Below are 20,483 nucleotides of genomic sequence, written 5' to 3' on the forward strand. Positions count from 1 at the left end.
TCAGCAGCAGCGTGGCCGACGGATCCCTTTCACCGAAGAAGGACCATGCGCATCCCGAGCCACCATCAGAGCCTCTCAGTCCTGCACGAGCACACCCTTCCGCAGCGGGCCTACTATGTCCCGGCCTCAAGCCCTTTGACTGACGTCCTGGCAGCCCGCCACGAGTCCGATCGAGTGCAGATGCTCAACGGCGACTGGCTCTTCCGGTACTTCAGCAATGTCGAGGAACTGGGCGAGTCCTTCGGCGAGTCCACCTACGAGCCCTCGGCGTTCGAACCCATCCGAGTACCAGGCACGTGGCAGCACAGTGGGTACGACCGGCACCAGTACACGAACGTGCGCTACCCGATCCCGCTGGATCCGCCCCACGTGCCGCACGACAACCCGTGCGGCGCCTATGTTCTCGACTTCGAGCACATGACCGACCCGACAGTGCCGTGCACCACCTTGGTCTTCGAGGGCGTCGATTCATGCTTCTACGTGTGGCTGAACGGACGGTACGTGGGGTACAGCCAGGTGAGCCACGCCACCAGCGAGTTCGACGTTTCGCAGCACTTGGAACGCGGTCACAACAGGCTGCAGGTGCTCGTCTTCAAGTGGTGTGACGGCACCTACCTCGAGGATCAGGACAAGTTCCGCACCAGTGGCATCTTCCGAGATGTCTATCTGCTCGATCGACCTCGAAACGTCCTGCTCGACTACTTCACCACGACGACTTGCGACAACGGGGGTGGTGCCACGGTGCACGTTCGGGGCGCCTATCGCAACGAGCCGGTCCCTACCTCACTGCGCCTCATCGACGCAGGCGGAGTCGAAGTGGCCTCCGGGCGGCTGGTGGGCAATGCCGCGGGCAATGGCTATGACCACCGCGCCGATTTGGAGATTCAAAGAGCCCAGCTGTGGAACCCAGAGAACCCATACCTCTACACGCTGCTCATCGAAACGCCCGACGAGGTCATCACCGACAAGGTGGGCGTGCGCGAGATCGCAGTCCATGACGGCGTGGTCACCCTCAACGGTTCACCGATCACGATCCGCGGCGTGAACCGCCACGACTTCGACCCCGCGACAGGACCCGTTGTCGACGTCAAACACATGCTGCGGGACCTGAAACTGATGAAGCAGCACAACATCAATGCCATTCGCACCTCTCACTATCCCGCCGATCCACGCTTCTACCAGCTCTGCGACCAGTACGGATTCATCGTGATGTCGGAGGCGGACAACGAGAGCCACGGTACCCAGTCCCGGTACCTGGCAGATCCCGACTGGGAAAACGTCGTTGAACACTGGAACGAACTCATCGCCGACGATCCCCAGTGGATCGAAGCCACTCTCGACCGCGTGCAACTTTGCGTGCATCGCGAGAAGAACCGACCCAGCGTCATCGCGTGGTCCGCCGGGAATGAATGCGCATACGGCCGTACCTTCGAGGTGGCGCTGCGCTGGATGAAGACCTTCGATCCCACGCGGCTGACCCACTACGAAGGCGCCTACTATCGCGACAGCAAGCGCCGCTACGAATACGAGAACATCGACCTGTTCAGCCGCATGTATCCCTCGCTCGAAGAGATCGACGCCTATCTGCATCCCCGACCCGACAAGCCAATGATTCTGGTCGAATATTGCCACGCCATGGGCAACGGTCCAGGGGACCTCGAGGACTACTGGCAACTCATCTTGCGCGAGCCGCAGCTGTGCGGCGGTTTTGTCTGGGAGTGGTGCGACCACGCGGTACTCGACGGCTACACCGACGATGGGCGTCCCCGGTACCTCTACGGAGGGGACTTCGGGGAGTCAGTCCACGATGGGAACTTCTGTGTCGACGGGCTTGTCTGGCCCGATCGCCGCCCCCACGTGGGCCTGCTGGAACTCAAGAATGTCCAACGTCCGGCCAGGGTCGTCTCCTACGACCAGGAAACTGGAGCACTGAGGCTCCGTAATGATCTCGACTTCACGTCCTTGGAGCGACTGGTCGATGTCACCTGGCAACTGGTCTGCGACGGGCTGGTCGTCGCCGAACAGAGCGTCGACCTGTCCGCTCCCCTCGAACCGCATGAGGTCGCGGAGATTGTCTGCCGTCCCGAAGTGCCAGAGTCGGGACGTTGTCAGCTACGCCTCGTCTACCGCCTGCGTCACGACGATTCCTTGCGTGAGGCAGGGCAGGAGCTCGGCTTTGAAGAGATGGAACTTGCGACCCCCCACCCCAGGAACCAACGAACGGTCCAGCTGGAAACCACAGCTGGCGGCCCCGCGCCAACTCTGACCCAGGACGGCCGCCGGTTCGTGGTCACCGGTGAGAACTTCCGGTACGTCTTCGACAAGGCGACTGGGATGCCCAGCTCGCTCGACGTGGCCGGAATCGAGTTGCTCAGCCGCGCGGTGGAGGTCAACATCTGGCGCGCCCCCACCGACAATGACCGCCGCATCCGACAGGAATGGGAACGAGCTCGCTACCACCAGACGAGTTCACGGGTATACAGCTGTGACGCGCACACGGACGGCTCGACGCTGGTCATCAATGTCTCGATGTCTTTGGTGGCACCCGTTGTGCAACCGATCTTGCGTATACGCGCCACCTGGATCGTCGATTCCGCGGGTCGGCTTCGCTTCCTCATGGAGGCGCATCGAGCCGAGGGCTTCCCGCCACTGCCGCGCCTTGGTCTGCGCCTGTTCCTGCCTCAGAACATGGAGCACGTCACCTGGACCGGTTTGGGGCCGCACGAGAACTACCCCGACAAGCGGCAGGCAAGCAGACACGGTACCTATCAGGCGAGTGTGGACGACCTTCAGGTTGACTACATCAAACCCCAGGAGAGCGGCAGCAGGGGCGATTGCGACTGGATGGCGATCTCAAATGGGAGGCTCACGCTCCACGCCTCAGCGGGCCAGCCCTTCTCTTTCAACGCCTCCCGTCACGACCAAGAGGCGCTGACAAGCGTGGCCCACTACACGGACCTGGTCGCGGGCGCCCAGACGGTGCTGTGTCTTGACCACGCCATCGCTGGTGTCGGTTCCAACAGTTGTGGTCCCGAACTGCTTCCGCAGTACCGAGTCGACGACGAGGTCTACAGCGTGGATCTGACTCTGTTTCCCAGTGCGCACGAGCTCCTCCAGTGGCACGCCCTTGGGTGAATGCCTTTGTCCACCCATGGACGCGTGGGCCAACTGTGATGCGGCGGAAGGACGACGCGCGGTGGTGCCAGCTCAGCTCTTGCACACCTCCATGCTCAGCCGAAGACCGGGTCGTGGCTACCGACCTTGCGGGCGACCGACAGGTGGCCGCCCAGGTAGCCACCAACTGACAGTGCCGTCACGGACGCGAGTGAACAGGCGGCGGCGGTCCGACGACGACCACGTGCCCGCTGTCGCAGGGCGCCGACCTGCAGCACGGCTCCGATGGCATTCGCGCCGGCGTGGACGATGCCCACCCGCTTCTCCTCGCTGGAGGCGGTTGCCAGCTCGGCCAGTCCGGTCAGGATCGACGGGAGGACGCTGGCCAGGCCCACGCCGGTCAGCAGCTGCGCCGAGCGTCCCGAGCGGTCTGCCCCGGTGACGTCGAGCGGTGCCGCGCTCATGAAGGTGCCGAGCGGCAGCTGGACCATGACCGGGTGCAGCGCATGTCCCATCTGCTTGCCGCGAAGCACTCCGCCGATGCCGTCCTTGGACGACAGGGAGTCCAGCGCGGGCTGGAGCAGTGCGACGCCCCCGTCCAATGCGGTGTTCTGCTCGAGGTCGAGCAGCAGCGGGCTCAGCGGAGATTCGGTCTTCTTGGTCAGTGACATCGGAGGTCCTTTCGATCACGGGACGGTTACCTGTCAGTCCAGCCGGATGCGGACGTCGAGCGCCACGCTCCAATGGGTGGAGCGTGGCGCCGGCGCGGCATTGCTCATGGCCTACCGCTTCGTGAAGTGCAGTTCCACTCGCCGGTTCTTGGCGCGGTTCTTCTCCTGGTCGTTGGGGACGACCGGGTCGGCCTCACCCTTGCCCGTCGCCGTGACCCGGATGCCCTTCAAGTGGTCGGCCAGCTCAGCGCGCACAGCTTCCGCCCGTTGCTTCGAGAGCTTGAGCCCGTGTTCGGCGGTGCCCAGGTCGTCGGTGTAACCCGTGATGGTCAGGGCGCCCGGGGACCGGGCGGCGAGCTTGGTGCCGATCTCTTCGAGACGCCTTCTCGCGGCGGGCCGGATGGCCGCCGAGTCCTTGGCGAAGAGCACATTGCTGTTCAATGTCACGTCCACGGAGGTGGTTCCTTCAGTGACCGTTGCGGCACCTGCCACGTCGCGGCTGCGCTGCTGCAAGATGACGATGCGCGGCTTCAACTGGATCACGTGCGCCTTGGCGGCGCCGTCGGATGGTTCCTCGGCGGTGCCCCTGGCCGCGCCATTCCACAGCACCAGGGCGGTGCAGCCGAGTGCCACAACCGCGTTGCGTCTACTTGACCGGAACATTGCTGAAGGTGCCGAAGCGCTCGGTCTGGACCGACATCATCGTCACGTTCTCGGGGGTGCCAGCAAAGGTACAGGTCACTGTCTCGACGTCCCCAACCTCGGCATGGCCAGAGGGCATTGGCGAACACAAGGCAGCCATCTCCTCCTCACCCGAGCGAGCTGGCAGGTACATGACCGACCCGGATCCGTCCAGGAGCGCGAAACCGTCTGGCGCCTCGTATCTCGACCAGTTCCGATCGGTCGAATCCGAGAGGATGTCCCGATTGGTCAGGGCGGAATCCTCATTGACTTTCGCATAGCCCAGGTCGGCCGTCATCACGATGGTTGACCCAATCCGCTTGAGTGGGTACATGGCAAGTGTGAAGTCCCCGCCCTGGTAGGTGATCGACCGGGTAACCACGGGCTCCCCGAGTTCTGGCGACGCGGTGCTGACCTTGGAAGGTGCTGCGCTCGCCTCTTCGGCCAGGCCGTCGGCTGGGTCACCAGCAGCGCTCGTGCTCGTCTGGCTGGGTTCGGGAGCGGACGTCGGCGCCGACGCAGCGCAGGCCGACAGGGGAAGGGCCAGCGCCAGCAGGGCGGTGGCCGCCAAGGGTGTAGGTCGTCTCATGTCGTCCACACAACCAATCCGCGATGGGCGCCCAACAGGGGGTCGGCGCGGATCTGTGGACAACCAGGAAGATTCAGGCCGTCCCACGCACCAGGTGCAGGATGCCGCGCTGCCAGCCGTCCACCGTTCGCGAACTGACCTCCCCGAACCCGGCCCGCTCGAACTCACCTGCCAGCTCCTCGATGCCGATGAACTCGTCCACCGAGGAGTGCAGGTAGCGATACAGCGCCACCTCACCGCCCACGACCCTTGCCAAGGGCTCGATGATCGCCCGGTTCACCATTCGCCAGCGGCGCGCAGCGCCCGGATCGTCGCGGACGGAGAAGTCCTCTGCCACCAGCCGCGCCCCTGGCTTGAGCGCGGCGTGGATTCCGGACAGCGTCGCGGGCAGGTCGGGCACATTGCGCAGCAGGTAACAGGCCAACGCACCATCGGCGGCAGGCAGTCCGAGCTCGCCCAGGCGCTCGCCAAAGCCGTGGACGAACTCCACCCCGGCCGGCCAGTCCTTCGCGCGCGCCCGCTCGAGCATGCCGGGAGAGGCGTCCACACCGATGATCCGAGGCGCCAGGCCCCGGCGTCGGGCTGCCTTGAGCAGCTCGCGGGTCGACAACCCCGACCCGCAGCCCAGGTCGAGCAGCACCGGCTCGGCGCCGCCCCGGCCGGTCGGCTCGACAGTGGTCAGAACCTGTTCTGCCGCCGCCCGCAGGTGCCGCCGGTAACCGGGGTTCATCGCCACCATCAGGTCGTAGCGGGCTGCCGCCTTGTCAAAACCCGCAAACAGTCCCTGCTGGGCTTCCATCGAACCTCCTGTTGTTCTGGCCAGTGCCACGGTGCGGGAACAGCCTGCCATGGCCTACTCCTTGCCCGCGCCCGCTAGGGTTCCGGTCATGGCAGCGAAGCTCACGGGGCCGAAGCCCTCATCCGTCGGTTGGCGACCCGGACGCGACCGTCGCGCGGAGTGCCACCCCGGCCCCAGAGGTGCGGGTCGCGCGTCCGGGCAGCGCGTGGTCGTCGTCGGGGGCGGCATCGCCGGCTTGTCGGCTGCGACCGAACTGGCCGAACGCGGAGTGCGCGTCACCGTCGTCGAGGCCCAACCACAGCTTGGCGGGCGCGCATCGTCCTGGGCCGTCGACCTCGCCAACGGCGACCGCACCACGATGAGCCGGGGCTTCCACGCCTTCTTCCGCCAGTACTACCAACTGCGTGCCCTGCTGCGCCGCGCCGACCCGACGCTGTCATGCCTGAGGCCGGTGGACGACTACCCGCTCGTCCTCAAGGACGGGCCCCGCGACTCCTTCGCCCGAATCCCTCGTACCCCGCCGTTCAACCTGGTCGGCTTTGTCGCGACCTCCCCGAGCTTCCCGGTGACCGCACTGGGCAGGGTCGACCTGGACGCGGCGATGGGGCTTTTGGATGTGCGCTTCCCCGACACCTTCGAGGAGTTCGACGGGGTCTCGGCCGCCGAGGTGCTGGACCGACTGCGCTTTCCGGACGCGGCCCGCCACCTCGCCCTGGAGGTCTTCGCGCGCAGCTTCTTCGCCGACCCGCGCGAGTTCTCCGGCGGCGAGTTGGTGGCGATGTTCCACACCTACTTCGTCGGTTCCGCCGAGGGACTTTTGTTCGACGTCGCCGCGGACGACTTCACCACCGCCTTGTGGAACCCGCTGGCCGATCGCCTGCGACGCTTGGGAGTCGAGTTCCAGCTCGGAACTCGAGTGCAGGCCGTCCATGAGGACGACGACCAGGTGCGCGTGAGCACCGATGCAGCGGAGCTGCGCGCCGATGCCGTCGTGCTGGCAACCGACCTCGCGCCGCTGAAGAAGATCATTGCCGCCAACCCATCGCTGGGGGACGAACAGTGGCGTGACAGCATCGCCGGCCTGCGCACCAGCCCGCCCTTTGCCGTGTGGCGCCGGTGGTACGAGCGTCGCCCGGCGAACCGATCGCCCGACTTCCTGGGCACCAGCGGCTACGGGCCGCTGGACAATGTCTCGATGGTGCACCAGATGGAGCGCTCCGCCCGCGAATGGGCCGACGCGCACGACGGCGCCGTCGTGGAGTTGCACGCCTATGCAATCGACCAGGCCGCGAACCACGACGCGCTACGGGCGGAACTCTCGGCGCACCAGGACGTGTTGCATCCTGAGCTGGCGGACGCACCGGTGGTGGGGGAGCAGTGGTTGGTCCGCGAAGACTGCCCGCTGGTCGGCACCTCACCGTGGGCCGAGCGTCCCGGCGTCACGACCCCATCGCAGCGGGTGGTGCTGGCGGGTGACGGTATTCGGTGTGACTACCCAGTGGCACTGATGGAGCGCGCGGCCACCACCGGTGTGCTGGCGGCCAACGAACTGCTGGGCGGCTGGGGGGTGGCAGGCTCCCCGGTCTGGACAGCTCCGACGCGCCCGAGGTTGGCCGGAGTCAGCCTTGCACGGCGCGCGATTCGTCCATTGGCGAAGAAGGCCGCCGATCTATCAAGAAGTTGATACTGTCGCCGCCATGTGCCCCACCACCCCCGAGGCAGCCGACCTGGCACGATTCGGTCTGGCTGACCTCGACCCGGACGACCTGATCCGTTCGTCCAGTTTCTGCGCGATGGTCCATGCCTCCCACCAACTCGGCCAGGAGATCGCGCCCGAGCTGTCCCGGCTCCAGCTGACCGACACGCTGTACCTCGTCCTGGGGCAGGTGTTCGCGCACCCTGGTGAGATCCCGGCCGAGCTGGCCCGCCGCTGCGCGCTGTCGCCGCAGCACCTGGCCGGTGTCCTCGATTCCGCCGAGGAACGCGGCCTGGTCACCCGGCTTGGCGAGCGGGGGCGGGGACGTCCCACCCAGGTCGTCCTCACCGACGCCGGCATCGAGCTGTTGCTGGCGGGCTGGCCGATCGTCCAAGGCGCCGGCGCGGACCGCCTCACCGAGCAGCAGCACCGCAGCCTGCAGGCTCTGCTCGACCAGCTGCGCGGCAGCACTTCGCGCGCCGATGACGTCGTCGTCCTGGTGGACGAAGAAGGGAACGACGCCGGCACCGCCCAACGGCTGGAGGTGCACACTGCCGAAACCCCGCTGCACCGCGCCTTCTCCACCCACCTGCGCCGACCGGACGGGAAGGTGCTGCTGACTCGCCGCGCCGTCCACAAGAAGACCTGGCCCGGCGTGTGGACGAACTCCGCCTGCGGCCACCTGTTGCCCGGCGAGACCCCCGTCGAGGCGGCGTTGCGTCGCGTCCCCCAGGAGATCGGCGCCACCCCGACGAACCTACGGGTCGTGCTGCCCGACTTCCGCTACCGCGCCGTGGATGCCTCCGGCATCGTCGAGCACGAGCTCTGCCCGGTGATGGTGGGCGACATCGACCCGGATGCCCTGGACCTCAACCCGGACGAGGTCGCCGAGCACGACTGGGTGGAATGGTCCGACGTCCAACGCCTCGTCCGCACTGCACCCTTCCTGCTCAGCCCCTGGGCCGTCCTGCAGGTGCCACAGCTGGGGAGTCAGCCGTGGTGACGCCAGTGCAGATGAGCCCACTGCACGAGGGGGTGCTTCCCGGCGACACCCTGCGCGCCGTGGACGAGCGCGTGGAGCGTGCGCTGGGCGAGCTCACCCAGATGTGGGACGGCCTCGCCGGCCGCCACGCCGACGTGCTCGGGGACCGTGACCTGCCGTGGCTGATCCGCCATGCGTCCGGGGGTGGCAAGCGCATTCGTCCCGAGATGGTCCACTGGGGCTGGGTCGCGGCCGGCGCCCCCGAGTCGGCACGCGAGCAGGTGGTCGACCTGGGCGCCGCTTTTGAACTCCTGCACCTGTTTGCGCTGGTCCACGACGACGTGATGGACCGCTCCGAACTGCGGCGCGGTCAATTCACCAGTCACGCCATCGCCCGGGAGGCGCACATCGCGGCCAACGCCCAGGGCGACCCGGTGGCCTTCGGCGACTCGATCGCGGTGCTGGTCGGCGACCTGGTGCACTCCGAGGCGACCCTGTTGGTGGCCGAGTTGCCAGCTCAAGTGCGCACCGCCTGGCGGCAGATGATGGTCGAGCTGGTGCTCGGCCAGCGCCGCGACCTCACCGGCGCAGCGCTCGGACGCCGCGACCAAGAACATGCTCTGGAAGTCGCAAGAATGAAGTCAGGCTCCTACACAGTGTCGGGTCCACTGCGGATGGGCGCGATGCTCGGCGACGCTTCGCCGGAACTGCTCGACTCCCTGAGCCGCTACGCCCACCACGCCGGAGAGGCCTTCGGGCTGCGCGACGACCTGCTCGGCATGTGGGGCGACCCTGAGCACACCGGCAAGTCCGACCACGACGACCTCGCCGCCGGCAAGGCGACCGTCCTTCTCGCCCTGGCCCATGACCGGCTCACGACCGACGGACAGCAACTTCTCGCCTGCGCCGGATCCCTCAGCCCGGACGAGGAGACCAGACTGCGCGACGAGATGGCCGGATGCGGGGTCCGTGAGGCCGTCGAAGACCTGATCACCCGCGAGGTGGAGCAGGCCTGCACCGCGCTCGACTCGAACATCGTGTCCGCCGAGGCAGTGACCGGCCTCACCGATATCGCCCACCGTCTCGCCTGGAGGCAGTCATGAGCACCGTCGTCGTCATCGGGGCCGGGCTGTCCGGCCTGTCTGCTGCCTGCCACCTGATCGGGCAGGGGCACCAGGTCGTCGTCCTGGAACGAGAGTCCGGGCCCGGCGGGCGCGGGTTGCGCGTCGAACAGGACGGTTTCACCTTCGACCTCGGACCCACCGTGATGACCATGCCCGAGCTGCTGGACGCGCCTCTGCGCGCCGCTGGCTCCTCGCAGGTCGAGGCGGTGCCGATGCGTCGCCTCGACCCCGCCTACCGCGGCCTGTTCGCCGACGGTTCCCAGTTGCTGGTCCGTGACTCCGTCGAAGGCACGGCCGCCGAGGTCGCCCGGTTGGCGGGGGAGGACGATGCCACCGCGATCCGCGAGATGGCCGTCTTCCTGCGCGAGCTCTACGAGCTGGAGATGCCCAACTTCATCGACGCCAACTTCGACTCACCCCTCGACCTCGCAAGGCATCCCGTCGCCGCGGTGAAGCTGTTGCGGATGGGCGCCTTCGGACGGCTGGAGAAAATCGTCAACTCCCGCGTCTCGGACGAGCGGTTGCGCCGGATGCTGTCCTTCCAGGCGCTCTACGCCGGGCTCTCCCCGGTCGAGGCGCTCGGCGTCTACTCCGTGATCACCTACATGGACACCATGCATGGCGTCTTCCTGCCCGAGGGAGGGATGGGCGCCATCCCGCAGGGGATGGCCGACGTCGTCTCCCGGCAGGCGACGATCCGCTACCACACCACCGTCACCGAACTGCTGCGTCGCGCCGACGGTGCGATCGCCGGCGTGCAGACCACCGACGGACCGGTTGCTGCCGACGCGGTCGTGTGCACCCTCGACCTGCCCACCGCCTACCGCCAGTTCCTGCCCGACCTCCCGCTGCCCAAGGTGCTGCGCAGGCCCGTCTACTCACCGTCCGCCGTGGTCTGGCACCTCGGTGTCCGCGGCGACCTGCCCGAGGGCGTCGCGCACCACAACATTCATTTCGGCCAGGCCTGGGACGGCTGTTTCGACGACCTGGCGGCCGGACGGTTGATGAGCGACCCCGCGCGGCTGGTCACCATCTCGTCGCTGGGGGAGCCGCAGCTCGCGGCCGATGGTGCGCACACCCTCTACGTCCTCGAACCGGTGCCGAACCTGGACGGGACGGTCGACTGGGGCCGGGAACGCGAACCGATGCGTGCCCGGCTGTTCGACTTCCTCGTCCGCGAGGGCTACCCGACCGACATCGTCACCGAACGACTCGTCACCCCGATGGAATGGCAGGAGCTGGGGATGGCCGCCGGGACGCCGTTCGGGCTGGCCCACCTGTTCCGTCAGACCGGACCCTTCCGTCCGTCCAACCGGGAGAAGCGCGTGCCCGGGCTCTTCTTCGCCGGCTCGTCCACCGTGCCGGGCGTCGGGGTGCCGATGGTGCTGATCAGCGGCAAGCTCGCCGCGGAACGCGTCCACGACTGGTTGGGGCCGCGATGACCACGACCAACCTCACCACCACCCCCGAGCGGCGGCTGCGCGAGGGCTACGCCGAATGCGCCCGCCTCACCTGGCAGCACGGCACCACCTACTTCTGGGGAGCCGCGCTCCTGCCCAAGGCGCAGCGGCGCCACGTCTTCGCCGTCTATGCCCTGTGTCGGCTCGCCGACGACATCGTCGACGCCCCTTCGGCCACCAGCGACGTCGAACGCGTCCCGGCGACCCGGGCAGCGCTTTCCGACTTCCGGGAGCGCTTCGTCACCGCGGTCGCCGACCCCGCGTCCGCAGAGCCGGTGCTCGCGGCGGTGGGGACGAGCGTGCGGAACAGCGGGATCGAGATGGAATGCTTCGACCGCTTCTTCGACGCGATGTCGATGGACCTCGACACTGAGCGCTACGAGACCTGGGACGACCTGTGCTCCTACATGGAGGGTTCCGCCGCGGTCATCGGCGAGATGATGTTGCCCGTGCTGCAGCCCACCTCCGACGCCGCCCGGGAACCGGCCAGGGCGCTGGGCTTTGCCTTCCAGCTCACGAACTTCCTGCGCGATGTGGACGAGGACCTCGACCGTGGCCGGGTCTACCTGCCGCAGGAGGACCTGCGCCGCTTCGGTGCCGACCCGTCCCGGCGCGAGGTGGACGACGCCTGGCGCTCGATGATGGCCTTCCAGGTGGCCCGCAACCGGGAGCTCTACCGGACGGCCTGGACCGGGCTGCAGTACCTGCCCGGACCGTCACGGCGGTGCGTCGGGACGGCGCACCGGCTCTACTCGCAGATCCTGGACCTGATCGAGCGCAACGACTACGACGTCTTCGATGGCCGGCTGCGGCTGCCCACCTGGCGCAAGGCCGCCACCGCGCTCGGGGGTGCCGTGCGCGTCCCGACGCCTGCGCCGTGGGTGGTCGCTGAACCCGCTGGGAGCGAGGTGCCGTGACCCACGACGTGGCGGTGCTGGGGCTGGGCCCGGCCGGACGGGCGCTGGCCCACCGGCTGGTCGCGGCAGGGGCGTCGGTGCTCGCGATCGACCCCAGCCCGCAGCGTCCGTGGCGGCCGACCTATGGCGGCTGGCGGGAGCAGATCCCGGGCTGGTTGGGTACCGAGGTGATCGGGGCGTCCAGCGACCGCACCGACCTGATCGCCCGCAGCCGGCACCGATTGCCGGGAACCTATGTGGTGCTGGACAACGAGGCGCTGCAGACACGGCTAGGGCTGGGTGGGGCCACCGTCCGCGCCGAACACCTGAGCGCAGAGCAGGCGAGGACCCTCGATGCCCGCGTCGTCGTCGACTGCCGGGGCAACCTGCGCGGGGCAGCCTCTGGTGTCCCGATCCAGACCGCCCACGGCCTGAAGCTGCCCGCTGATGTCGGACGGACGCTGTTGGGGGAGGGCGAGGGCGAGGCCGATGCGGTGCTGATGGACTGGCGTCCGTTTGACGGAACATCGGGCTGGGGCGGTCGGCGTCCCAGCTTTTGTTATGTCATCCCGCTGCCGGACGGACGGGTGCTCGCCGAGGAGACCTGCCTGGCCGGACGACCGCCGATCGAGCGGACGGAACTCGCGCACCGCTTGGGCGTGCGGCTGAGCCGGGCCGGCGTCGATGCCCGCCACTGGCGCGGGGCAGAGGTGGAAAGGGTCCACATCCCGATGCTTCCACCCCCGGCGGAGGTGCCGAACCGGTTTGGGGCCGCGGGCGCCGAGGTGAACCCGATCACCGGATACAGCGTCTTCGCGTCCCTCGCGGCAGTCGACGACGCTGCCCGCTCCCTGCTGGCCACCGGATCTTTGCCCGACGTCCCCCGACCTTGGCGCAGGATTGCCTTGGAGGCCCTGCTCCAGTTGGACGGGCGGGGGACCGTCGACCTCTTCGACGCCTACGGACGCCTGCCGCAGCGGGCCCAGCGCGCCGTGCTCGACCCGCACTCATCCCAGCCAGACCTGCTCGCGGCGCTGGGACGCCAATGGGCGCTGATGACACCGCGCGGACGACTCGCCCTGGTCACCGCCACCGCCCGAGGATGGATGCCAACACTGGGGCAGCGACGATGAGCTGCCCCGCCCAGGGTGACCGACGCGCCACTCGGGAGGACGAGACCATCGAACCCCGCGTCGCCCGTGAGGGTGGACTGTGGCGGATCCGTTCCCTGGATGCCGCCCGCCAGGTGCTGCGCGCGCGTCACCAGACCACCCAGGCGGGGTTCACCGCCGAGTACATCCCCAAGGGACGGCTCGAGCACCGTCCGATCCTGATCAGCGATGGAGCAGTGCACGACCAACAGCGCAGCGAGGTGGCCCGCTTCTTCGCCCCCGCCGTGATCGAGGAGCGCTACGGCGACCAGATCCGGGGCGCAGCCCGTCGGTGGCTGGACGAGACCGGCGCCCGACCCTTCAGTCTGGATGACCTGGCGCTCAACTTCACCGTCGACGTCACCGCCGAGATCGTCGGCCTGACCCATACCACCCGCCACGGCACGGCCGACGAGCGGGAGCGTCAGGTGCGGGCGATGGCGCATCGGCTGGTCTCCTTCTTCGACCAGCCACCCTTCGACCTCTCGCGACGGGATCTGGGGCGCACGCGCTCCCAGTGGGCGCAGGCCGCGCGCCGAGCACTGTGGCCGCTGGCGACCTTCTGGGCCGCCGACGTCCGCCCAGCCGTTCGGGAACGGCGCCGCCACCCCCAGGACGACGTGATCAGTCACCTGGTTGGCCAGGGCTGGTCCGGCACCGAGATCCTGATCGAGGCGCTCACCTACGGCACGGCCGGCATGGTGACCACCCGCGAATTCATCGCGATGGCCGCCTGGCACCTGCTCACCACGCCCGACTTGGCCGACAGGTACCGCGCGGGCGGCAGGGACGAGCGACGGGCGATCCTGCAGGAGGTGATCCGGCTGGAACCCGTCGTGGGCCACCTCTACCGCCGCACCACCCAGCAGATCGTCGTCACCGACGGCCAGACCCTGCACGTCATCGGCGCCGGTGAACTGGTGGACGTCCAGGTGCGCGCCACCAATGCCGACCTGGACGACGACCCGCTGCGGCTCTGCCCGGCGCGGACGATGCCGTCCGGCGTCCGACCCACCGGACTGGCCTTCGGGGACGGGGCCCACAAGTGTCCCGGTGAACCTCTGGCCCTGCTCGAGGCCGAGATCCTGCTCACCGAACTGATGGCCCGTGCACCGCGTCTGGTCACCGAACCGACGCTGGGTTGGGACGAACTGGTGGCCGGCTACGAACTGCGCGGGTTGCTGGTCGAGTTGGACTCGCCAGACCGCGCGCCCCATGACGTGGGTAGGGTCGAGTGATGAGCACCCGACTGGACGCGTGGCTGTGGGCCGTGCGGCTGTTCAAGACTCGCTCGGCGGCCAACAAGGCGGTCGTCGGTGGACACGTACGGCTCAACGGATCCCCGGTCAAGCCGGCGCACGTCATCGTCCCCGGTGATGTCGTGACCGTCCGTGAACCGGGCTGGGAGCGCAAGTACGAGGTGACCCAGGTGATCGCCAAACGCGTCGGGCCGCCCGTGGCGCGCACCTGCTACATCGATCAGTCCCCGCCGAAGCCTGAGTACCTGCTCGCCGGACCCCTCGCCCGACGCGACCGCGGCGCCGGACGTCCGACGAAGAAGGACCGCCGCGAGATCGACCGGCTGATCGGATTCCAGACCGAACTCTGATCATGGATTCCACGATGTGGACGGATGTCATAGCATGTCGCCGTTCGTCCCAACGCCTTGAAGGGATTTTCCATGAGCACCACTCCACCCGCGGCCGGAACCGAGCCGTCCGCCGCGAACCGAGGAGCATTCAGCGGTCGCATGGCGTTCATCATGGCCGCCATCGGATCCGCGGTCGGCCTCGGCAACATCTGGCGCTTTCCCTACGTCGCCTACTCCAACGGCGGCGGTGCCTTCATGCTGCCGTACGTCATCGCGCTGCTGTGCGCCGGCATCCCGCTGCTCTTCCTCGACTACGCCATCGGTCACCGCTGGCGTGGGTCGTCGCCGCTTTCACTGCGACGCCTGCACCGCCTCACCGAGCCGATCGGCTGGTGGCACGTGCTCATCTCCTGCGTCATCGCCGTGTACTACGCGGTGGTGCTGGCGTGGGCGATCCGGTACTTCTTCTACTCCTTCTCGAAGGCGTGGGGGGATGACCCGGGCACCTTCTTCATGACCACCTTCGTGCAATCGATCCCGGCCGAGCAGGCGCACGTCGCCTTCCACTTCGTACCCGGCATCGTCGTCCCGCTGGTCGCCGTCTGGGTGGCCTGCATCGGCGCGCTGGCGCTCGGCGTCCAGAAGGGCATCGCCGGCACCTCGATCGTCTTCATCCCGCTGCTGGTCGTCATGTTCCTGACCTTGGTCGTCGTCTCCTTGACGCTGCCGGGCGCGATGAACGGCCTGGACGCGCTGTTCACCCCCGACTGGTCGGCCCTGACCAACTCGGGCGTGTGGGTCGCTGCCTTCGGTCAGATCTTCTTCTCGCTGTCGGTGGGCTTCGGCATCATGGTCACCTACGCCTCCTACGTGAAGAAGAACGCCGACATGACCGGCTCCGGCCTGGTCGTGGGCTTCGCCAACAGCTCCTTCGAGCTGTTGTGCGGCATCGGCGTGTTTGCGGCGCTGGGCTTCATGGCCCAGAACGCCGGCAAACCCGTCAGCGAGGTCGCCTCATCCGGCATCGGCCTGGCCTTCATCGCATTCCCGACCATCATCAACCAGGCCCCGATGGGCACTCTGATCGGCGTCCTGTTCTTCGGATCCCTGGTGTTCGCCGGTTTCACCTCGATGATCTCCATCATCGAGGTCATCATCGCCGCCTTCGAGGACAAGTTCGGCACCGGCCGCGTCGCCTCCACCATGATGGTCGGCATCCCGCTGGCGCTCATCTCGATGCTGCTGTTCCCGACCACCACCGGCCTGAACCTGCTCGACGTCACCGACGCCTTCGTGAACAACTTCGGCATCGTCGGTGCCTCGCTGGTGTGTGCGCTGACCCTGACCGCAGGCTTCACCGCCCTGCCAACGCTGCGTCGCCACCTCAACAAGTCCGGCTCCTTCAAGGTCGGTCGCGGCTGGCAGTTGCTGGTCGGTGCGGTCGCCCCGGTCGTGCTGGGCTACACACTGCTCGGCGAGATCCAGACCCGCCTGACCGAGGGCTACGGTGGCATGCCGAAGAGTTTCGTGTGGATCTGGGGCTTCGGCGTCACGATCGGATGCATCGTGCTCGCCTTCCTGCTGTCCATGCTGCCCTGGTCGACGCGCTCCAACCTGGGTTCACTCGACTCCGACGGCGACCCGATCCCCGGCCCCGTCCTCGACCCGATCGTCGACCGCCACCGCCTGGACGACATGCGCGCCCAGCAGAACATCGTCACCGGCTCGGTCGCCGACACCCACGCCCGCACCACCATCGACCTCCGGGAGGTCCAGCGATGAGCACGTCCGCAATCATCATGATGGTCCTGGCCATCGCCGTCATCTGGGGCGGCCTGGTCTGGGCCTGCGTCCGTCTGATGCAGAACCCCGAGGGCTCGGTGGAGCTCCTGGACGACGACGGTCGTCCGCTGGAGGTCCAGCCCGACACAGTGCGCGTCCGCACTGCCTGAGCGCACCAACACCACGAGCACGACGCACCACGGGGCGCGGACGGGAGATTGCCTCCCGTCCGCGCTCCGTGTGTCTTTCGGCAGAAACCCGGTTGACTGCGGCTTGCCGTGACCGACACACTCGTCGGCATGTGGACCTGACCTGTCGCGATGCCCATCACCAGCGATCGAGGTCCACCCATGTCCACATCCCTCCACCTGTCCGGCGTCGCCGCGTCCTTCGGCGCGCGCCCGCTGTTCGCCGGGCTCGACCTCGTCGTCGGCGCCGGTGACGTGGTCGCCCTCGTCGGGCCCAATGGCGCCGGCAAGTCCACGCTGCTGCGGATGATCGCCGGCGCACACCCCATCGAGGCGGGGACGATCGCGACCAGCCCACCCGATGCGACGATCGGCTGGATGCCCCAGTCACCACCGCGTCCGGACGAGACCGTGCTGGCCTACGCCGGCCGCCGGACGTCGGTCACTGCCGCCCACGAGCGCTACGAACGAGCGTCGGTCGCGTTGGCTGACGGGTGTCCCGGAGCCGACGTGGAGTTCTCGCGCGCTCTCGACCGCTGGCTCGCGCTGGGCGGTGCCGACCTGGACGTCCGGTTGGCGACCACGCTGTCGGCGCTGGGGCTGGACGTCCATCTCGACCGCCCGTTGGGCAGTCTGTCGGGCGGGCAGGCGGCGCGTGTCTCGCTGGCATCGGTGCTGGTCAGCCAGTACGACGTCCTGCTGCTGGACGAGCCGACGAACAACCTGGACGTGGACGGGTTGGCGTTGCTGGTCGACTTCGTGAAGAGCACGGACGCGCCGGTGCTGCTCGCCTCCCACGACCGGCGCTCCCTCGACGAGGTGGCGAACCGGGTCTGCGAGCTGGACCTGGCGCAGCAGAAGGTCGTCCACTACGCGGGTGGCTGGTCGGACTACCGGGCGGCCAAGGAGTTGGCGATCCGGCAGTCCCAGGAGGCCGAGGAGGCCTACGACAAGCAGCGACAGGCGCTGGTCGAACGGGCGCAGCGGCAGAACGAGTGGGCCGAGGCCGGTCGTGCGGGGGTTAAGGACAAGCTGGCCAACAATGCCGGTGGCCGCGGGCTGAAGAAGATGATTGAGGACAAGGCGGGCAAGGCTGACCAGAAGGCCGCGCGGGTGCGGGCAGCGGTCGACCGGCTGGAGGCCCCGGATGCGCTCCGCAAGCAGTGGCAGCTCCGCTACACCATCAATGAGGCGCAGCCATCCGCGGACGTCGCGCTGACGCTGGACGAGGTGGTCGCCCGGGCGGGTGGCTTCGCCGTCGGTCCGGTCTCGACGCACGTCGCCCGGGGCGACCGGGTGGCGTTGCTGGGGCCGAATGGCTCGGGCAAGACGACGCTGTTGCGGGCGCTGCTGACCTCGTCGCCGTTGTCCGGACGGATCTCCTGGGGCTCCCGGACCCACGTCGGGGTGCTCGACCAGGACCGGTCCATCATCGCCGGGCCCGACCCCTTGTGTGAGGTGGTGGCCGACGCACTGGGCGAGGCTGATCGCGCCGAGGTGCGCACCCTGCTGGCGAAGTTCGGGTTGGGTGCCGAGCACGTCCTGCGTCCCTGCGACTCGCTGAGCCTGGGGGAGCGGACGCGGGCCGCGCTGGCGGTGCTCCAGGGACGCGCGGTCAACGTCCTGGTGCTGGACGAGCCAACCAACCATGCCGACGTCGAGGCGATCGAGCAGCTCCAATCAGCGCTGGCGGCCTTCGGTGGGACGATCCTGCTGGTCAGCCACGACCGGGCGCTGCTCGATGCCGTCGGTGCAAACGTCCGCTGGACCTTCGTCCGCGACGGTGACCATGCGTCCGTCCAGGTCTCCCGCTGACCCAGCCCGACGCCAACGCGCCCGTTGGCTGACCAACGCCACCCGTGCACCGGGTGCGTTGATGACCTGTCGGGAGCGTTCAGCCGACGGACGTCCGGGAACTCCCGCTCGATCTAGTGGGCGAGAGCACAGGTCACCCAATCCCAGCAGGATCAGCGCTCAGACGCGGTTGAGGGGGTTCAGCTCCTCGGACCCGCCGGTGCGCGTGTAGCGGACCACGACGCGGACGCGACCGTCAGGCTCGTCCAGCTGTTGCTGCACCGAACCGGTCCAGCCCGGGTACTGGTTCTGCAGGGCCACCAGCTCGGCCTGCAGGTGGGTGGGGTCGTCCACGTAGAAGCTCTCGGTGCGGATGTTCTCGTCGGTCATCTCGTCTCCTCTGGAGGGGTTTGGGCGCTCGGTCGCCTCAGCGTCAGTTTCGCTGGGCTCGGGCGGCTTGACGCTGTCGAGGTCGCCCAGGAAGTTCTGGGCCCAGCGGTCGATGTGATGGGTCATCACCTGCTTGCGCATCGCGCGCATCCTGCGGGCGCGCTTGTCCTTGGGGTCGTTCGCCGCCTTCACCAGTGTCGCCTTGAGGGCATTGGTGTCGTAAGGGTTGACCAAATACGCGCGCTTCAGTTCCAGCGCGGCGCCCGCGAACTCGCTCAACACCAAGGCGGCGTCGTCACCGGGGTGGGCAGCGACGAACTCCTTCGCGACCAGGTTCATGCCATCCCGCAGCGGGGTGACGACCATGACGTCCGCGATCCGGTACATCGCCGCCATCGTGGTGCGCGGGAAACCCTCGTGCCGGTAGACGATCGGCGGGTTGCCGATCCGTCCGGTCTGGGAGTTGATCCGCCCGACCATCAGGTCGATGTCGTCACGCAGCTTCTTGTACTCCTCGACCCGCTCTCGCGAGGGGGTGGCGACCTGCAGGTAGACGCATTCCTCGGGGTCCAACTCCCCGGAGGTGAACAGCTCCCCGAAGGCCTTTACCCGCTCTCGCAGGCCCTTGGTGTAGTCGAGCCGGTCGATGCCCAGGAAGACCTTCTTCGGGTTGCCGAGATCGGCCAACAGCTGCTCGGCCTCGGCGATCACCTCCGGGGTCTGGGCCAGCTCTCGGAAGCCGACCGAGTCGATCGAGATGGGGTAGGAGCGGGCGATGCTCGTCCGTCCATCGGGCAGGGAGATGCGCTCCCGGTTCGTGGGGAAGCGGGTCAGGCTGCGAGCCAGCCGGACGAAGTTCACCGACGCGTCCGGGGTCTGGAAGCCGACGATGTCGGCGCCGAGCAGGCCCTCGACGATCTGGCGACGCCACGGTATCTGCTTGAACAATTCGGCCGGCGGGAAGGGGATGTGCAGGAAGAAACCGATCCGCAGGTCGGGTCGCAGCTTGCGCAGCATGCTGGGCACCAGCTGGAGCTGGTAGTCCTGCACCCACACGCGCGCGCCCTCGGCCGCAACATCGGCGGCGGCCTCGGCGAAGCGGCGGTTCACGTCGCGGTAGCTGTCCCACCACTCGCGGTGATACTCGGGGAAGGCGACGCCGTCGTGGTAGAGCGGCCACAGCGTCGCATTGGAGAAGCCCTCGTAGAAGTCCTCGACATCCTTGGCGCTGAGCGGCACGGGGACGACCTGGTAGCCGTCGAACTCGAAGCCGTCAATCTCCTCGTCCGGTGCGCCGTGCCAGCCGACCCACGCGCCGCCTTGGCTCTTCATCACCGGTTCGAGCGCCGTCACGAGCCCGCCCGGGGAGGTTCGCCAGCTCTGGCGCCCGTCCTCGGCCACCACCCGGTCAACCGGTAGGCGGTTCGCCACGACGACGAAGTCGGCAGTCACCTGTTCTGCTGCGACTGCACCTGCTGGGCTCGTGTTCACGACCACTCCTTGCTGGCGCCACCACGCGCCGTTGGGGACTTCCTGCCCCTCCAACCTAGCCACCTGCCGTGGCAGAGTGGGATT

The 20,483-nt window shown here is 68.0% G+C and carries 16 protein-coding genes and 1 pseudogene; 12 read left to right on the top strand and 5 right to left on the bottom strand.

Translation table 11 applies throughout. From position 1 onward, the window contains the following. Positions 1-45 precede the first annotated feature (45 nt). A complete protein-coding gene (locus tag ABD089_RS03165) occupies positions 46-3,135 on the top strand; it encodes a glycoside hydrolase family 2 TIM barrel-domain containing protein (RefSeq protein ID WP_343884752.1) in 3,090 nt (1,029 codons plus the stop codon). A 95-nt stretch (positions 3,136-3,230) separates the two neighbouring features. Here the strand turns inward: ABD089_RS03165 and ABD089_RS03170 are convergent, their stop codons facing one another. From ABD089_RS03170 to ABD089_RS03185, 4 genes are all read right to left on the bottom strand, one after another. Then, entirely contained in the window at positions 3,231-3,785 is a 555-nt protein-coding gene (locus ABD089_RS03170) for a DUF2231 domain-containing protein (protein WP_343884753.1), read from the bottom strand. A 111-nt stretch (positions 3,786-3,896) separates the two neighbouring features. After that, positions 3,897-4,418 carry an OmpA family protein gene (locus ABD089_RS03175; RefSeq protein ID WP_343884754.1) on the bottom strand — a complete coding sequence of 174 codons (522 nt, stop codon included), beginning with the start codon at positions 4,416-4,418 and terminating at the stop codon, positions 3,897-3,899. A gap of 13 nt (positions 4,419-4,431) precedes the next feature. Beyond that, positions 4,432-5,055 carry a hypothetical protein gene (locus ABD089_RS03180; protein WP_343884755.1) on the bottom strand — a complete coding sequence of 208 codons (624 nt, stop codon included), beginning with the start codon at positions 5,053-5,055 and terminating at the stop codon, positions 4,432-4,434. A gap of 73 nt (positions 5,056-5,128) precedes the next feature. Beyond that, the gene (locus tag ABD089_RS03185) at positions 5,129-5,905 is read right to left on the bottom strand and encodes a class I SAM-dependent methyltransferase (RefSeq protein ID WP_343884756.1); all 777 of its coding nucleotides are present in this window, start codon (positions 5,903-5,905) and stop codon (positions 5,129-5,131) included. 37 nt (positions 5,906-5,942) lie between these two features. Here ABD089_RS03185 and ABD089_RS03190 point away from each other — a divergent pair, with 37 nt between their 5' ends. From ABD089_RS03190 to ABD089_RS03240, 11 genes are all read left to right on the top strand, one after another. Then, positions 5,943-7,538 (top strand): FAD-dependent oxidoreductase, encoded by a 1,596-nt coding sequence (locus ABD089_RS03190; RefSeq protein ID WP_343884757.1) that lies wholly within the window; start codon positions 5,943-5,945, stop codon positions 7,536-7,538. A 13-nt stretch (positions 7,539-7,551) separates the two neighbouring features. Continuing rightward, a complete protein-coding gene (gene idi / locus ABD089_RS13785; RefSeq protein ID WP_386769392.1) occupies positions 7,552-8,553 on the top strand; it encodes an isopentenyl-diphosphate Delta-isomerase in 1,002 nt (333 codons plus the stop codon). Between the two features lie 11 nt (positions 8,554-8,564). Then, a complete protein-coding gene (locus tag ABD089_RS03200) occupies positions 8,565-9,635 on the top strand; it encodes a polyprenyl synthetase family protein (RefSeq protein WP_343884758.1) in 1,071 nt (356 codons plus the stop codon). Beyond that, positions 9,632-11,098, top strand: coding sequence for a phytoene desaturase family protein (locus ABD089_RS03205; protein WP_343884759.1), 1,467 nt, complete (start codon positions 9,632-9,634; stop codon positions 11,096-11,098). The genes ABD089_RS03200 and ABD089_RS03205 overlap by 4 nt, the downstream gene beginning before the upstream one ends. Continuing rightward, positions 11,095-12,033, top strand: coding sequence for a phytoene/squalene synthase family protein (locus ABD089_RS03210; protein WP_343884760.1), 939 nt, complete (start codon positions 11,095-11,097; stop codon positions 12,031-12,033). Before ABD089_RS03205 ends, ABD089_RS03210 begins: the two co-directional genes overlap by 4 nt. Beyond that, positions 12,030-13,145: a lycopene cyclase family protein gene (locus tag ABD089_RS03215; protein ID WP_343884761.1), complete on the top strand. Its 1,116-nt coding sequence runs from the start codon at positions 12,030-12,032 to the stop codon at positions 13,143-13,145. The genes ABD089_RS03210 and ABD089_RS03215 overlap by 4 nt, the downstream gene beginning before the upstream one ends. After that, positions 13,142-14,401, top strand: a complete 1,260-nt coding sequence (locus ABD089_RS03220) for a cytochrome P450 (protein WP_343884762.1) — start codon at positions 13,142-13,144, stop codon at positions 14,399-14,401. Before ABD089_RS03215 ends, ABD089_RS03220 begins: the two co-directional genes overlap by 4 nt. Next, complete coding sequence (locus ABD089_RS03225; RefSeq protein WP_343884763.1) at positions 14,401-14,772, top strand: RNA-binding S4 domain-containing protein; 372 nt, start codon at positions 14,401-14,403, stop codon at positions 14,770-14,772. The genes ABD089_RS03220 and ABD089_RS03225 overlap by 1 nt, the downstream gene beginning before the upstream one ends. A 72-nt stretch (positions 14,773-14,844) precedes the next feature. After that, entirely contained in the window at positions 14,845-16,536 is a 1,692-nt protein-coding gene (locus ABD089_RS03230; RefSeq protein ID WP_343884764.1) for a sodium-dependent transporter, read from the top strand. Then, positions 16,533-16,706, top strand: a complete 174-nt coding sequence (locus tag ABD089_RS03235) for a methionine/alanine import family NSS transporter small subunit (protein ID WP_343884765.1) — start codon at positions 16,533-16,535, stop codon at positions 16,704-16,706. The genes ABD089_RS03230 and ABD089_RS03235 overlap by 4 nt, the downstream gene beginning before the upstream one ends. A gap of 180 nt (positions 16,707-16,886) precedes the next feature. Next, a complete protein-coding gene (locus tag ABD089_RS03240; RefSeq protein WP_343884766.1) occupies positions 16,887-18,539 on the top strand; it encodes an ABC-F family ATP-binding cassette domain-containing protein in 1,653 nt (550 codons plus the stop codon). 444 nt (positions 18,540-18,983) lie between these two features. Here ABD089_RS03240 and ABD089_RS03245 read toward each other — a convergent pair. Continuing rightward, positions 18,984-20,399 (bottom strand): annotated as a pseudogene (locus tag ABD089_RS03245) (alpha,alpha-trehalose-phosphate synthase (UDP-forming)); the annotation flags it as partial. Positions 20,400-20,483: the final 84 nt, after the last annotated feature.

This window comes from Luteococcus sanguinis, assembly GCF_039527675.1.
Lineage (GTDB): Bacteria > Actinomycetota > Actinomycetes > Propionibacteriales > Propionibacteriaceae > Luteococcus > Luteococcus sanguinis.

What these genes read in the sequence shown, in the direction of transcription:
- ABD089_RS03165 (WP_343884752.1), top strand. Translation starts at nt 46, where the DNA reads ATGCGCATCCCGAGCCACCATCAGAGCCTCTCAGTCCTGCACGAGCAC.
- ABD089_RS03170 (WP_343884753.1), bottom strand. Translation starts at nt 3,785, where the DNA reads ATGTCACTGACCAAGAAGACCGAATCTCCGCTGAGCCCGCTGCTGCTC.
- ABD089_RS03180 (WP_343884755.1), bottom strand. Translation starts at nt 5,055, where the DNA reads ATGAGACGACCTACACCCTTGGCGGCCACCGCCCTGCTGGCGCTGGCC.
- ABD089_RS03185 (WP_343884756.1), bottom strand. Translation starts at nt 5,905, where the DNA reads ATGGCAGGCTGTTCCCGCACCGTGGCACTGGCCAGAACAACAGGAGGT.
- ABD089_RS03190 (WP_343884757.1), top strand. Translation starts at nt 5,943, where the DNA reads ATGGCAGCGAAGCTCACGGGGCCGAAGCCCTCATCCGTCGGTTGGCGA.
- idi (WP_386769392.1), top strand. Translation starts at nt 7,552, where the DNA reads ATGTGCCCCACCACCCCCGAGGCAGCCGACCTGGCACGATTCGGTCTG.
- ABD089_RS03200 (WP_343884758.1), top strand. Translation starts at nt 8,565, where the DNA reads ATGAGCCCACTGCACGAGGGGGTGCTTCCCGGCGACACCCTGCGCGCC.
- ABD089_RS03205 (WP_343884759.1), top strand. Translation starts at nt 9,632, where the DNA reads ATGAGCACCGTCGTCGTCATCGGGGCCGGGCTGTCCGGCCTGTCTGCT.
- ABD089_RS03210 (WP_343884760.1), top strand. Translation starts at nt 11,095, where the DNA reads ATGACCACGACCAACCTCACCACCACCCCCGAGCGGCGGCTGCGCGAG.
- ABD089_RS03220 (WP_343884762.1), top strand. Translation starts at nt 13,142, where the DNA reads ATGAGCTGCCCCGCCCAGGGTGACCGACGCGCCACTCGGGAGGACGAG.
- ABD089_RS03225 (WP_343884763.1), top strand. Translation starts at nt 14,401, where the DNA reads ATGAGCACCCGACTGGACGCGTGGCTGTGGGCCGTGCGGCTGTTCAAG.
- ABD089_RS03230 (WP_343884764.1), top strand. Translation starts at nt 14,845, where the DNA reads ATGAGCACCACTCCACCCGCGGCCGGAACCGAGCCGTCCGCCGCGAAC.
- ABD089_RS03235 (WP_343884765.1), top strand. Translation starts at nt 16,533, where the DNA reads ATGAGCACGTCCGCAATCATCATGATGGTCCTGGCCATCGCCGTCATC.
- ABD089_RS03240 (WP_343884766.1), top strand. Translation starts at nt 16,887, where the DNA reads ATGTCCACATCCCTCCACCTGTCCGGCGTCGCCGCGTCCTTCGGCGCG.